Origin of the sequence: Brevibacillus sp. MCWH, assembly GCF_013096935.1 — a bacterium.
Taxonomy (GTDB): domain Bacteria; phylum Bacillota; class Bacilli; order Brevibacillales; family Brevibacillaceae; genus Brevibacillus; species Brevibacillus aydinogluensis.
The window spans coordinates 45973-60002 of sequence record NZ_SDLF01000006.1; the positions used below are offsets into that span (position 1 = coordinate 45973).

At 57.9% G+C, this 14030-nt stretch carries 12 protein-coding genes and 1 riboswitch; all 12 genes read right to left on the bottom strand.

Features of this window, described 5'->3' with window-relative positions; all coding sequences use genetic code 11:
* Nucleotides 1-10 precede the first annotated feature (10 nt).
* On the bottom strand, nt 11-595 hold the full coding sequence (grpE, locus tag ETC00_RS07315; RefSeq protein ID WP_230076757.1) for a nucleotide exchange factor GrpE: 585 nt from the start codon (nt 593-595) through the stop codon (nt 11-13).
* Nucleotides 596-666: 71 nt separating this feature from the next.
* The gene (gene hrcA / locus ETC00_RS07320) at nt 667-1695 is read right to left on the bottom strand and encodes a heat-inducible transcriptional repressor HrcA (protein ID WP_171565339.1); all 1029 of its coding nucleotides are present in this window, start codon (nt 1693-1695) and stop codon (nt 667-669) included.
* A 122-nt stretch (nt 1696-1817) separates the two neighbouring features.
* Nucleotides 1818-2960 carry a radical SAM family heme chaperone HemW gene (gene hemW / locus ETC00_RS07325; protein ID WP_171565340.1) on the bottom strand — a complete coding sequence of 381 codons (1143 nt, stop codon included), beginning with the start codon at nt 2958-2960 and terminating at the stop codon, nt 1818-1820.
* 58 nt (nt 2961-3018) lie between these two features.
* Nucleotides 3019-4836, bottom strand: coding sequence for a translation elongation factor 4 (gene lepA / locus ETC00_RS07330; protein WP_171565341.1), 1818 nt, complete (start codon nt 4834-4836; stop codon nt 3019-3021).
* 145 nt (nt 4837-4981) lie between these two features.
* A riboswitch (cobalamin riboswitch) is annotated at nt 4982-5131 on the bottom strand.
* A gap of 14 nt (nt 5132-5145) precedes the next feature.
* The gene (locus tag ETC00_RS07335) at nt 5146-6240 is read right to left on the bottom strand and encodes a M24 family metallopeptidase (RefSeq protein ID WP_230077883.1); all 1095 of its coding nucleotides are present in this window, start codon (nt 6238-6240) and stop codon (nt 5146-5148) included.
* 156 nt (nt 6241-6396) lie between these two features.
* Complete coding sequence (gene nikC / locus ETC00_RS07340; RefSeq protein ID WP_171565342.1) at nt 6397-7290, bottom strand: nickel transporter permease; 894 nt, start codon at nt 7288-7290, stop codon at nt 6397-6399.
* A 12-nt stretch (nt 7291-7302) separates the two neighbouring features.
* Entirely contained in the window at nt 7303-8313 is a 1011-nt protein-coding gene (locus tag ETC00_RS07345; RefSeq protein ID WP_171565343.1) for an ABC transporter permease, read from the bottom strand.
* Between the two features lie 78 nt (nt 8314-8391).
* Nucleotides 8392-10041, bottom strand: a complete 1650-nt coding sequence (locus ETC00_RS07350; protein ID WP_171565344.1) for an ABC transporter substrate-binding protein — start codon at nt 10039-10041, stop codon at nt 8392-8394.
* Between the two features lie 155 nt (nt 10042-10196).
* Complete coding sequence (locus ETC00_RS07355) at nt 10197-11168, bottom strand: ABC transporter ATP-binding protein (protein ID WP_304414454.1); 972 nt, start codon at nt 11166-11168, stop codon at nt 10197-10199.
* Between the two features lie 18 nt (nt 11169-11186).
* On the bottom strand, nt 11187-12155 hold the full coding sequence (locus ETC00_RS07360) for an ABC transporter ATP-binding protein (RefSeq protein WP_171565346.1): 969 nt from the start codon (nt 12153-12155) through the stop codon (nt 11187-11189).
* Between the two features lie 236 nt (nt 12156-12391).
* Nucleotides 12392-12700: a DUF3679 domain-containing protein gene (locus ETC00_RS07370; RefSeq protein ID WP_171565347.1), complete on the bottom strand. Its 309-nt coding sequence runs from the start codon at nt 12698-12700 to the stop codon at nt 12392-12394.
* Nucleotides 12701-12706: 6 nt separating this feature from the next.
* The gene (spoIIP, locus tag ETC00_RS07375; protein WP_171565348.1) at nt 12707-13888 is read right to left on the bottom strand and encodes a stage II sporulation protein P; all 1182 of its coding nucleotides are present in this window, start codon (nt 13886-13888) and stop codon (nt 12707-12709) included.
* Nucleotides 13889-14030 lie beyond the last annotated feature (142 nt).

Consider the following 14030-nt stretch of genomic DNA (forward strand, 5'->3'; position numbering starts at 1 on the left):
TTAAGTACAATCAGGCGTTTACCTTGACCATCGCAGGACGGATGACGCGATCCTTGAAGAGGTAGCCTTTTTGGAATTCCTCCACGACCACGCCCGATTCGTATGCCGGGTCTTGGGCCTGCATTACCGCCTGATGGACGTTGGGATCAAAGGGCTGGCCTGTCGCCTGGATCGCCGTCAAGCCTTCCCGTTCAAAGATCTGCAACATCTGGCGGTACACCATGTTGACCCCTTCGAGCAGGGATTCGACCGTCATCGAATCCTTGTCAGCACTCAGCGCGCGTTCAAAGTTGTCAATCACGGGCAGAAGCTCCGAGATAACCTTGAGCGAGGCGTATTTGGCCAGATCCTCCTGCTCCTTGCGCGTCCGCCGCCTGAGGTTTTCCATGTCGGCCAAGGCGCGCAGCATGCGGTTATGATTTTCTTCCGCCTGTGCCTTCCAGCGTTCCGCTTCCTGCTGCCAGTCGATCTCTGCCGCCGGCTCCTGCTCTTGTGCGGCGGCTTCCTGCTGCTCCTGGTCAGCGGTTTCCTGCTGCTCGGCTGCTGCCGCTTCCGCTTCCTGTTCGTGGTCTCGCGTCAGTTTGTCCTCGTTCAACGTTCCGATACCTCCCCAGGCTGTCCGCTGCCGCTGCACCGGGTCAGCCTTTCACTCCATTACGATTTCTACTATTTCTCAAACTGCGATGTCAGCATACGCGACAGACCTTCCGCCAGATAGTTGAGCACGGTGATCACCCGGCTGTACTCCATCCGCGTCGGCCCCAGGATTCCCACCGTCCCGACCGGCTTGCCGCCGATGTAATAGGCGGTGGTGATGATGCTGCATTCCTTCATCGCGTCAAGCTGGTTTTCCTGTCCGATGCGAACGGTGATGCCCTCACTCGGAGGTCCGAACAAGTGGACCAGTTGATCGTTTTGTTCCAGCAGTTCCAAGATGTCCTTCACTTTGTCCACGTCGCGGAACTCCGGCTGATCCATGATCTTGGTCGCACCACGGAGATAGACGCGTTCGCCTTCCTTCCGCTGGAGAGACTCTTCCAGAATCCGCAGCATCTCTTCGTACTGCTCCACATGACGCCGCATCTCGCCCGCCACTTCCAGATACATGCGCTGGCGAAGCTGCCACAGCGGCACGTCGCTCAGCTTGCTGTTCAGCAGGTTGACCAGCTTCTCGATCTCCTGCGGTCGAACGCCCTGCGGCATGTCAATCAGCTTGTTTTCCACGCGGCCGGTGTTTGTGACCACGATGGCCACTGCCTGTGTTTCATTCAGGGGAACGATCTGAATGTGTTTCAGCCGATGCTCGAAAATCTCCGGACCCAACACGATGGCCGTGTAGTTGGTCACGTGCGAGAGAATTTGAGCAGTGTAGTCGATCACCTTCTCAAAGTGATGAATCCGTTCGGCAAACAGCTGTTTCAGTTTGCTCAACTCTAACTCACTCAACATGTGCGGTTTGATCAAGTTGTCGACGTAAAAGCGGTACCCTTTCGTGGAGGGAACGCGGCCAGCTGATGTATGCGGCTGTTCCAGGTACCCGAGTTCTTCCAGATCAGCCATCTCGTTGCGGATGGTCGCGGAGCTGAAACCGATGTCCTCCCGTTTGGAGATGGTGCGTGAGCCTACGGGTTCGGCGGAATGAATGTAATTATCGACAATCGCATTGAGAATCAGTCGTTGGCGTTCCGATAACATGCTGTCTTCGCCCCCTGTTGTTAGCACTCAACAGCATCGAGTGCTAAATCTATTTACTAAGGTATCAATACGCGAAGGTTTTGTCAATGTTTTCCCAGCACGCTGTCCACCCGATCCTGCCGCTAATCGCGCAGGAAGCGGGCGAACACTTCGTTTCCCAACGGCAAGGCCTGTTTGGTCAACCGCAGGTGGCCGTCCACACGTTCCAACATCCCTTTTGCCATCTCTTCGTCAATCACCGGTCCGAACACCTGCTCCGCCGTGACGCCGAAGCGCTCCGCGAACCGGGCGAGGTTCACCCCGTCGCGCAGCCGCAGCCCCAGGATCATCTGTTCCTCCATGGCATCTTCGCGGGAGACGGCAAACTGCTCCACTCGGGGAAGCCCTTCCTGGCCCATGCGCATGTAGACGGCCAGCGGTCCTGCGTTGACGTGCCGTTCGCCGTTTACATAGCCGTGGGCTCCCGCGCCCAACCCATAGTATTCATCATTGAGCCAGTAGGTGCAGTTGTGACGGCTTTCATAGCCAGGCTTGGCAAAGTTGCTGATCTCGTACTGGCGATAACCGTGCGCTTCCATCTCCTCGATCAACATCAGATACATTGCCAGCTCAGCCTCTTCCGAAGGGAGCGGAAGCTGGTCTTTTTGGTACAGCGTGTGGAACAGCGTGTTTTCTTCCACCTTCAGACTGTACGCGGAAAAATGCGTGGTCGGCAGCTCAAACGCCAGTTCCAGCGTGCGGCGGAAAATCTCTTCCGTCTGGTCCGGCAGCCCGAACATCAGGTCGATGGTCAGGTTGGTAAAGCCGACGGTCACGGCGTTGTCGATGCTGCGGTAGACGTCGTCCACGTCGTGAATCCGGCCCAGCCGCTTCAAAAGCGCATTGTCGAACGACTGCACGCCAAAACTGAGCCGGTTGACGCCCAGCTCGCGCATCAGCCGGAGCTTTTCCACGTCGGTGGTGCCGGGATTGGCTTCCATCGTGAATTCCAGATCGTCGGCCCAGAACCGTTCTGTATGCTTCCGCACCGCCCCCAGAAAGACCTGCATCTGGCGGCGGTCGAGAAACGTCGGCGTCCCCCCGCCGACGAAAATGGTTTTGATCTTCTCCGGCGGCCACAGGGCAAACGTCCGCTCCATCTCCTTGTCCAATGTGTCCAGATAGTCTTCGATCACCTGCGGGTTGCTGGTGACGAACGAATTGAAGTCACAGTAGTAGCACTTGTTGGTGCAAAAGGGAATGTGGATGTACACCGACTGCGGCATATCCGCTCCCCTCCTTTTTGCGATAGTGGAATGGAAAAGACCTGACGCGCGGTCAGGCCTACTTTTTGTCGTCCATGCGCAGCACAGCCATAAACGCTTCTTGCGGCACCTCGACGGAGCCGACGGCTTTCATGCGCTTTTTCCCTTCTTTTTGTTTTTCCAACAGCTTGCGCTTCCTGGTGATGTCGCCGCCGTAACACTTGGCCAACACGTTTTTCCTGAGCGCGCTGATCGTCTCGCGCGCGATCACCTTGTTGCCGATGGCGGCCTGGATCGGCACTTCAAACTGCTGGCGCGGAATCAGTTCTTTCAGCTTTTCGCAAATGACGCGTCCGCGCTGGTAGGCGCTGTCGCGGTGGACGATGAACGACAATGCGTCAACCACTTCGCCGTTGAGGAGGATGTCCATTTTCACCAGCTTGGAGGGCTTGTAGCCGGCCAGTTCATAGTCAAAGGACGCGTATCCCTTGGTGCCCGACTTCAACAGGTCAAAGAAGTCGTAGACGATCTCGGAGAGGGGCATGTCGTACTTGAGCTGAACGCGGTTTTCCCCCATGTACTGCATGTCGAGGAATTCCCCGCGCTTGCCCTGGCAGAGCTGCATGACGTCGCCAACGTAATCGTTGGGCACCATGATTGTCGCCGTGACGTACGGCTCCTCGATCTGTTCGATTTTTTGCGCCTCCGGCATTTTCGAGGGGTTGTCGATCTCAACCACTTCGCCGCTCGTCTTGGTGATGCGGTAGATAACGCTCGGCGCGGTGGTAATCAGGTTGATGTTAAACTCCCGCTCGATCCGCTCCTGGATGATCTCCATGTGCAAAAGTCCGAGGAAGCCACAGCGGAAGCCAAATCCGAGCGCCTGTGAGGTCTCCGGTTCGAACTGCAGCGACGCGTCGTTCAACTGCAGCTTTTCCAGCGCCTCGCGCAGATCGTTGTACTCGCTGGTGTCGATCGGGTAGAGACCGCAAAACACCATCGGATTGATTTTGCGGTAACCTGGCAGCGGTTCGGCGGCCGGACGATTGGCATCCGTGATCGTATCCCCGACACGGGTGTCGCCCACCGTCTTGATCGAGGCAGCCACGTAGCCCACGTCACCGACGGTCAGCTCGTCTACCGGCGTCTGACGGGGGGTGGAGGTGCCCACTTCCGTCACTTCGAATGTTTTGCCGGTGGCCATCATCTTGATTTTCATACCTTTTTTCAGCGTACCGTTGACGATCCGCACGGATGCGATCACGCCCCGGTACGGATCAAAGTAGGAGTCGAAGATCAGCGCCTGCAGCGGCGCATCCGGGTCTCCCTCGGGTGCCGGCACCTTTTTCACCACTGCCTCCAGCACGTCCTTGATGCCGATCCCTGCTTTGGCCGAGGTGAGGCAGGCGTCGCTGGCGTCCAGCCCGATGACGTCCTCCACTTCCTGCTTGATGCGCTCCGGCTCCGCGCTGGGCAGGTCGATCTTGTTGATGACCGGGATAATCTCGAGATTGTTGTCCAGCGCCAAATAGACGTTGGCCAATGTCTGCGCCTCAATCCCCTGGGCGGCGTCCACCACCAGGAGCGCCCCTTCACAGGCGGCAAGGCTGCGGGATACTTCGTACGTAAAGTCGACGTGTCCGGGGGTGTCGATCAGGTGCAGGATGTACTCCTCTCCGTCATCGGCTTTATAGTTCAACCGCACGGCGTTCAGCTTGATCGTAATGCCGCGCTCCTTTTCCAGCTCCATCGTGTCCAGAAACTGGTCTTCCATCTCGCGGGCCGACAGTGCTCCGGTCAGCTCCAAAATGCGGTCCGCCAGGGTTGACTTTCCGTGGTCAATATGGGCGATAATGGAAAAATTGCGAATTCGTTTCTGTCTTTCACGGCGATCCATCTGTGTCTGTTCCCTCCCACGCCATCCGAAAGTCGCTTTCAGATAGCGTTCCGAAAAAATACACTAAGGTCAATTATAACAAAGGCCGGATAGCGGAGCAATAAGCAGGAACGAGGCGGACTTTGCGAGATGACGGGCGAAACACGCGCACCTATGCCAGACGGCTGTCTGTCTGACTGCCGCGCGGGCGCTCCCCGTTACAGTGGCGGGACCGCGTCGGACTTTCACCGAACTTCCCTTTTAAGCCCCCCGGGCGGACCTGCACCCGGACGGCACCGTGAAACACCATATTCGTTTTTCGTCTGAGCCTTACCTGATGACGGTCAGCTGTTTCGGGAACTGCGTCAATACATCGCAGCCGCTGTCGGTCACCAGCACGTCGTCCTCGATTCGCACGCCCCCCACGCCGGGGAGGTAGATCCCCGGTTCGATCGTGAAGACCATGCCGGGACGAAGCACGTCCTGGTTTTGTCCGTGTACCGACGGATATTCGTGGACGTCCATGCCCAATCCGTGCCCCAGACGGTGCATGAAATACGGACCATACCCTTTTTCCTCGATTACGCGGCGAGCCGTTTGGTCGAGGTGAGCCAGCGTGACACCCGGACGCACCTCAGCGATGGCCGCTTCGTTGGCCGCAAGCACCGTCTCGTAGATTTCCCGAAGCTGTGCACTGATCTCGCCGATCGCAAAGGTGCGGGTGATGTCGGACACGTAGCCGTCAGCCGCCACGCCCAGGTCAAACAACAGCAGGTCTCCCTCGCGCACCTGCCGGCTGCCCGGGGTTCCGTGCGGCAGCGCCGATTTTTCGCCGGCCAGCACCATCGTGTCAAACGACGGCCCGTCAGCCCCCAACCGCTTCATCTGGTATTCCAGTTCGGCGACGATCTCCATCTCGGTGACACCCGGTTTCACTTTTTTCAGACTCTCGCTCAGTGCCTGTTCCACCAGCCGCACGGCGTGCCTGATGCGGGCCACTTCCTCCGCCGACTTGATCAACCGCATTTCGCGGAGCGGTTCCTCCACGTCGGCGTACCGCTTGGCCGACACGACCGCGCTCATCGCTTCAAAGCGCTCCACAGTCATGTGGCTCTTCTCGATGCCCAACCGCGTCACTCCGGCGGGCAGCGCCTGCTTCAACACGTCATACGGATTATCCGTATCGGTATGCGTCAGGATTTGCTTGACCCCGGAAGCCGCCGCTGCCGCCGCTTCACGATCCAGCGCCGGGACGATCAACGACGGTTCGCCCTGCGCCGGGATGATGAGGCCCATGAAGCGTTCGTGGGGTTCCGTAAAAAAGCCGGTCAGATAGTAAACGTGTTTGGGCGAGGTGATCAACACCGCGTCCAACTCTTCCTTTTCCATATACGTGTGCAACTGCTGCATGCGCTCCTGGTACAACTTGCTCACCCTGCTTTCTCTTGGTATCTACTAGCGAGGATACCATGTCCTCGGAAAAAAAAGAAGCGAACGGGCCCTATCACCCATGCTCCACGGACTTTGTCTATATACGGGAAGGCTGCCGAGCAGCCTCGACAGCCGGACGGAATGGCGTTTTCAATGTTTCATCCGCGGGTCAAGCGCGTCGCGCAGACCGTCGCCGATCAGGTTGAAGCCGAGCACCGTCAGCATGATGGACAAGCCGGGGAAGATGACGGTCCACGGCGCTTTTTGAATGTACTGGCGTGAGTCGGACAGCATCAGCCCCCACTCCGGCTGCGGCGGCTGCGCCCCCAGTCCGAGGAACCCCAGGGCAGCCGCTTCAAGAATTGCCGTCGCAATGCCCAGCGTGCCGGTGACGATGATCGGCGCCAGGCTGTTCGGCAGGATGTGATGCAGGATAATCCGAGAGTTTTTCGATCCGATCGCCTTCGCTGCCATGACAAACTCTTCCTCTTTCAGGCTTAACACGCGCGAACGGACCAGCCGTCCGTAGGTAGGAATGTTGACGATGGCGATCGCCAGCAGGGCGTTCTCCAGCGATGGTCCGAGCATCGCCACAATCGCGATGGCGAGCAGAATACTGGGGAAGGCCAGCATGATGTCAAACAGCCGGGAGATGATCATGTCCACCCAGCGGCCGTAATAGCCGGCAAGCAGGCCGAGAAACGTGCCGACGATTACCGATCCGATGACGGAGAACAGCCCGACGCGCAGGGAGATTTGCGCCCCGTAAATCACCCGGGTGAACACGTCGCGCCCGTTGTAGTCAGTTCCAAACCAGTGCTCGGCCGACGGCGGCTTGTTCTTGTTGATCAACTCTCCCTTGTCGTATTCGTAGGGGGTAATGTATGGAGCCAACAGGGCCAGCAGGACAAACACGAAAATGATGATGAAGCCGACGATGGCCAGCTTGTTTTTGCGGAGCGTCCGCCAGGCGTCGCGCCAAGGGGACGAGACCGGCTCGTCGGTTTGCTGCACGCGTACCGTTTCCACATGGGTTTCTGCCATAAGACGTCCTCCTTAGCGGTATTTAATGCGCGGATCGACATAGGCGTAGAGGAGGTCGACCAACAGGTTGATCAGGACAAAAATCGTAGCGATGACGAGAATGCTTGATTGAATGACGGGATAATCGCGGTTTCCAATCGCCGTAAAAATGTATCGGCCAACGCCGGGCCAGCCAAAAATCGTCTCGGTCAGGACGGCTCCGCCGATCAACAGCCCTGTCTGCAGCCCGACGATGGTCAGGACGGGAATCAGCGCATTTTTCAAGGCGTGCTTGTACACCACGAAAAACTGTCCCAGCCCCTTGGCACGTGCCGTCCGAATATAGTCGGAGCGCATCACTTCCAGCATGCTGGAACGGGTGATGCGGGCGATGATCGCCATCGGGATGGTCCCCAGCGCGATGCTCGGCAAAATCAGGTGCTCGATCACGTCGCGGAGATGGTCCCAACGACCGGCCAGCATCGCATCAATGATATAGAAATGCGTAATCGCCGTTACGGGATCACGCGGATTGTCGCGTCCAATGGAAGGCAGCCACTTCAACTCCTGGGCAAACAGCCACTGCTCCATCAACCCCAGCCAGAATACGGGCATGGATACGCCGATCAACGCAACCAGCATGCAGATGTAGTCAAACCACGAGTTTTGCTTCCAGGCCGAAATGATTCCGGCATTTACGCCGATGAAAACGGCAAATATCATGCTGACCAGCGTCAATTCAATGGTGGCAGCCAGGTACGGCCCCAATTCCTTCGCGATGGGAGCCTTGGTGTGCAAGGATACGCCCAGGTCTCCCCTGAGAACGTCCCACAGGTAGTGGAAGTACTGCACGTACCAGGGATTGTTCAGCCCGAGCTGCTGCCGCAGATCCTCCAGAGCTTTGGCACTTGCCTTTTCTCCCAAAATGGTCAGCGCCGGATCGCCGGGGATGGCGCGAATGATGGCAAATACAATCAGCGACATGCCAAGGAGCACGGGAATCAGCATCAACAATCTACGAATCGTGTATGACAGCAAGGCCATCTCCTCGCTTTCCTCGCGTTTTGCACATGAGAGAAGGGTAAGAAGAAGGGTTCCTCTTACCCTTTGTTGCCGTCTTCCTTATTGGATGTCTACCTTTTCTACGCTTTCGCTGCCTTTGGGATGAGGCTGATAGCCCGTGACGCTCTTCTTCGCGGCGAGCGGCGGAGTGGAGTGCACCAGCGGGATCAGCGGCGCGTCGTTGAAAATGATCTCCTGGGCTTTCTTGTACAGGGCTTCCCGCTCCGCTTGATCGGGCAAGGACTGCGCTTTCAGCAGCAGTTGGTGGACTTCCTCATTGCTGTAGCGGGAAATGTTGTTGCCGTTGATCGTGTTTTTGTCAAGCAGTGTATACAGGAAGTTGTCCGGGTCGCCGTTGTCGCCAGTCCACCCGAGCAGGCACATGTCGTGCTCGCCTTTCCGCGTTTTTTCCAGATAGGTGGCCCACTCCATCGTGACAATTTCCGTCTCGATGCCGATCTTTTTCAGATCCTGCTGAATGGCCTCGGCAATCTTCTTGCCGTCGGGGATGTACGGACGCGGCACCGGCATCGCCCAGAACTTGACCTTGAAGCCATTGGGATAGCCTGCCTCCGCCAGCAGCTGCTTGGCCTTTTCCAGGTTGTACTCGCGGTCCTTGATCTGGTCGTTGTAACCCCAGAGGCTGGGCGGCATCGGGTTGGTTGCCGGTTCACCCAGGCCGCTGTAGAACGCTTGGACCAGTTCCGGCTTGTTGATGGCGTAGCCGATGGCTTGACGCACTTTCGGATTGTCAAACGGCTTCTTCTCCGTGTTGAACGCCAAATAGCCGACGTTCATCGACGGGCGCAGGATCAACTGCAGGTCCTCGTTCTCCTTCACGCTCTCTGCATCGTCCGGATTGAGACCGTCCATCAGGTCGATTTCGCCGGAGGCAAGCGCGGTCAGGCGCGCCGTGTTTTCCGGAATGACTTTAAAGACGACCTTGTCCAGCTTGGGCAGCCCCTTGTTCCAGTAGTCGGGGTTTTTCTCCAGCGTGATGGTGTCGTTGCGAACCCATTCCACGAACTTGAACGGTCCCGTACCGACCGGCTTCTCCCCGAGCGTTCCGCTTTCGATCGCTTTCGGAGACGCAATCGCAAACGGCGACATGCCCAGGTTGGCCAGGAACGGCGCCATTGTCCGGTTCAGCACGAACTGCACGGTGTACGGATCGACCACCTTGACTTCCTTGATTACGTGATCCTTGTCGCCTTTGTAGCCGCCGAACATGTCGTTGTAGTACGGGTAGCCCTCGGGGTTGTGGTACTTGTTGCTCTTGTCCATCCAGCGGTCAAAGTTGAACTTGACCGCTTCGGCGTTGAAATCGGTGCCGTCGTGGAATTTCACGCCCTGGCGGAGCTTGAAGGTGTAGGTCAAGCCGTCCGGTGAAATCTCCCAGCTCTCCGCCAATCCGGGAATGACCTTGGTGCTGGTGTCTTCATAGCTGACCAGCGTTTCGTATATGTTTTCCGTCACCTTAAAGGTTTCACCGTCGGTCTCCCGGATGGGATCGAGGCTTTTCGTATCAGCGCCGCGGCCGATGATCAACTGCTTGGGACCGTTGTTGGCCGGTTCCGTCGCCGTCTGCGCCGGTTGTTGCCCCGATTGGTCAGCCGGCTGCTGAGCCGTTTGCGAGCCGCTGCATCCTGCCAGCGCCATGGAGAGCGCCAACAGGCTGGCCATTGCAGCAGTAAGCACGTTCTTCTTCATGGATGAGTGCCCCCTTTTCCTCCGTTTTTCTTCACGCCATTATTCGAAAGATTTGGACCGTCACCGTTTTTCCGCATCCCCCCTTTGCCTGGGAACAGGCAGCGTTGCTCCCGACCGTGCGGGTGCTTTTCGCTCCTCCCCGGTCCCCTCGTGACTCACGTCTTGTACAAATGACAGGCGATGAAATGGCCGCCGCCAACGTCCTGAAATGCGGGACGCACGCTGCGGCATTCTTCGGTCACATGGGGACAGCGGGTGTGAAATGTGCATCCGCCGGGCGGATTGGCCGGGCTGGGCACATCTCCCTGCAGGATGATCCGTTCCCGCACGGCATCCGGATCAGGCGACGGCACGGCTGACAGCAGCGCGCGCGTGTACGGGTGCAACGGCTGGTCGTACAGCGTTTCGCTGTCGGCCAGTTCCACCAGTCGCCCCAGGTACATCACGCCGACGCGGTCGCTGATGTGGCGTACGACGCTCAGATCGTGGGCGATGAACAGGTAGGTGAGCCCCAATTCCTGCTGCAGATCCTGCATCAGGTTGAGCACCTGCGACTGGATGGATACGTCCAGCGCCGACACCGGTTCGTCTGCCACGATCAGTTTGGGGTTGAGCATCAGGGCCCGGGCGATGCCGATCCGCTGCCGCTGGCCGCCGCTGAACTGGTGCGGATAGCGCTGTGCGTGGGCGCTGCTCAAACCGACCACTTCCAGCATCTCCCGCACCCGCTTTTTCCGTTCGTCTGGCGTGCCGATGCCGTGCACCACGAGCGGTTCTTCCAAAATCTTTTCAATATTGTGACGAGGATTGAGAGAGGCGAACGGATCCTGAAAGACAATCTGCATGTGGCGGCGCATCCTGCGCATCTCGTCCGCTGTGAGCGCGGTGACATTGACGCCGTCAAATATCACTTCTCCGGCGGTCGGTTCGATCAGCCGCAGCAGAGAGCGTCCGGTCGTCGACTTGCCGCAGCCGCTCTCGCCCACCAGGCCGAGCGTCTCCCCCCGCTTGACCGTGAACGATACGTCGTCCACCGCCTTGACTACGCCAACCTCTTTCCCGAAAACGCCGCCTGTGATGGAGTAGTATTTTTTCAGATTCTTGACAATCAGCAGATCTTCAGCCACCTGCATGCTCCTTTCGGGTTAATCGTACAGCCAACAGCGAGTGCGTCGATTCGGTCCTGCCGCTTTCAGTTCCGGCATCTCTGCCCTGCACCTGTCGGTCGCGTGCTCGCAGCGCGGGGCGAATCGGCAGCCTACGGTGAGCGATCCGGGGATGGGCACGTTGCCGGGGATGGAGTACAGCCGCTTCCGCTCCCCCGCCAGTTTGGGCAGGGAATTAAGCAGCCCGACCGTGTACGGGTGTTTTGGCTCTTTCAGGATGGAACGGACGTCGCCTTCCTCCACCACGTTGCCCGCGTACATCACGACAACGCGGTCACACATCTCCGCAACCACCCCGAGGTCGTGGGTGATCATCATGATCGCCGTTTCCGATTCGCGATTGAGCTGCCGCATCAAATCGAGAATCTGCGCCTGAATCGTCACGTCCAGCGCCGTCGTCGGTTCGTCCGCAATCAACAGCTGGGGATTGCAGGCCATCGCCATGGCAATCATGACCCGCTGCCTCATGCCGCCGGACAATTGGTGCGGGTATTCGTCCACGATCGCTTCCGCGCGCGGGATGCCCACTTTTTTCAACATGTCAATCGAGCGCTGCCTGGCCTCTTTTTTCGTCACGTTGGTATGTATTCGAATCACTTCCCCAATCTGGTTGCCGATCGTGAAAACGGGATTGAGCGAGGTCATCGGCTCCTGAAAGATCATCGCAATCTCATTGCCGCGCAGCTCCCTCATGCGCTTTTCGCTGGCTGTGACCAGCTCTTCCCCCTTAAACCGGATGGAGCCGCCGACAATCTTGCCAGGAGGATTGGGGACCAGTCTCATCACGGAAAGCGAGGTCACACTTTTCCCGCACCCGGATTCGCCGACAATGCCGACCACTTCTCCTTTGTTTACCTTGATGGAAACGCCGTCGACGGCCGGGATTTGTCCGCGGTCCGTGAAAAAGTGCGTCTGCAGGTTTTCGATCTCAAGCAAAGGCTGTGACACGCCGTGCACCTCTCTTACCGATATATTCCATAGGACAAGACGCCTAACTGTGATCAATTATGCCATTAATCCAATTTTTTGGCAACGTATTAAATTCACATAATTATAACTTGACTAAACAAACAAAATATTCTCCTGTGCGAACCAATACGAACGAACGAGAAAGACCCGCATGTGCAGCGGGCCTGATTAATACCTGACTGTTTGCCTGCATTGATTTGTCTATAAACGACCGCTCATGGGGCAAAAATCCTGGCCAGCCACTCAACGGCCGACTTCGTCCCTTCTTTCACCAGCCGCCCCAGCGTTTGGCCCGCGCTGCTCACGTAGTTGACCATCTCGCGCGGCGCCGCCGCCTGCACCTGTGTACCCATCACCGCGATCTCCATCTGCCCCTTGTCCAACTTTTTGATGTAAAACGTCTGCGGCTGCTGCTCCGGCGTTCCGCTCACCTTGTGGATGCCGCGCTCTGCTGTCTGCAGCCCCAACGCCACACCGATCAACAGGATCACTACCATCCCCGCCAGCTTCACCGTCACGTTCATGCCTCTTCACCTCTTGGCAGGCTCGCTGGTCAGCGGTTTTCCCACCTTTTCCGCCTGCCAGTAGTATTCGGCGAACACGTCTGCCAGCGCTTCCGCCGTGTTCAACGACTCCTGCAGCGTATTGCTGGTTCCGCCGATTTCCATTAAAAGGCTTCCCGGTGAGATGGACTGGTTATACTCGCCATGGTCGGTTTTCGCCCCTTTTTCCATGACGCCGCGGGACAGGCCGGGATACATCTTTTCCATCAGGTGGTGCAGTTCGGTGGCAAACTGCTCGTTTTTCTCGTAGTTTTTGTTTCGCTTCCCGATGATCATCAAGACGCGGGCATAGGTCTTGCCGTTGATGGTGACGGTGGTTTTGCTGCGCGGCGCAGTGTCGCGGTGCAGGTCAAAGAAGTAATACAGCTCCCGGTTCCGCTGCGTCGCCGCCTTGACCGCCCGCAGCGATTCGGCGTAGGAGAGGGCGTAGTCCAATTTTTTGTCCAACAGCTTTTGGTAGATGTCTTCCTCATTGTACTCCGTGCCGATGCCTCGTTCGTTCAGCGCTTCCGCCAGCCGCTTGCTGACCAGCGAGATGTTGCGCTTAGGGTGGTCCACCGATGTCCCGACGGGCTTTGTTTCACTGTACCAGGACTCGCGGTTGTGGGTGCTGTAGACGTAGACAATTTTCCTGCCGCCGGTGGTCGGGTTGGGCTGCGGTGCCGCCTTGTTCTCCTCCGGCTTCGGCTGTGCATCGTTTGCTGCCGTTTCACCGGTATTGCCAGACGGCGCCGCATCGTTCACCTGATGCGGATAGGCGGGGTATTCCACGTACAGGTCGGCCAGCGTGGAGTCCCTGCCGGCGACGACAAAGCGGGCGTCATCCGCTGTCAGCATGCCGGGCAGCTCCCTTCCCAGCAGGCTGCGCAGGTCACCAGGCTGGATGCCGGTGGCCACCTGAAACAAAAAACCGGATATGCTGTTGACGCCTCGCTCTGTAGAGGCCTGTACCGTCTGTGTCAGCGTGGGAATCTCCTGTCCCATCCATGTGAGCAAAGCCAGGCTGGACACGCGGGTCGCCGCCTGCTGCACAGCCGACGAGGCGATCATGACGCGGTTGCCGTGCATCGCCATCACACTGGTGACGATGAACAGGAAGGCCGTGATAATGGAAAGCGCGACAAATTGGCGCTGAATCAGGGTTGCCATCTGTCTCCCTCCTCATGCTGTTTGCATTGACAGCGGACTTAGCAATCGCCGAACGCTTGTCTATGCTTTAGCCTATGAGCGTCATAGAGACGATAGAACCCTTTTCTACCTTTTCTCTCACCGCTAGTTTTTCCGTCTGCGG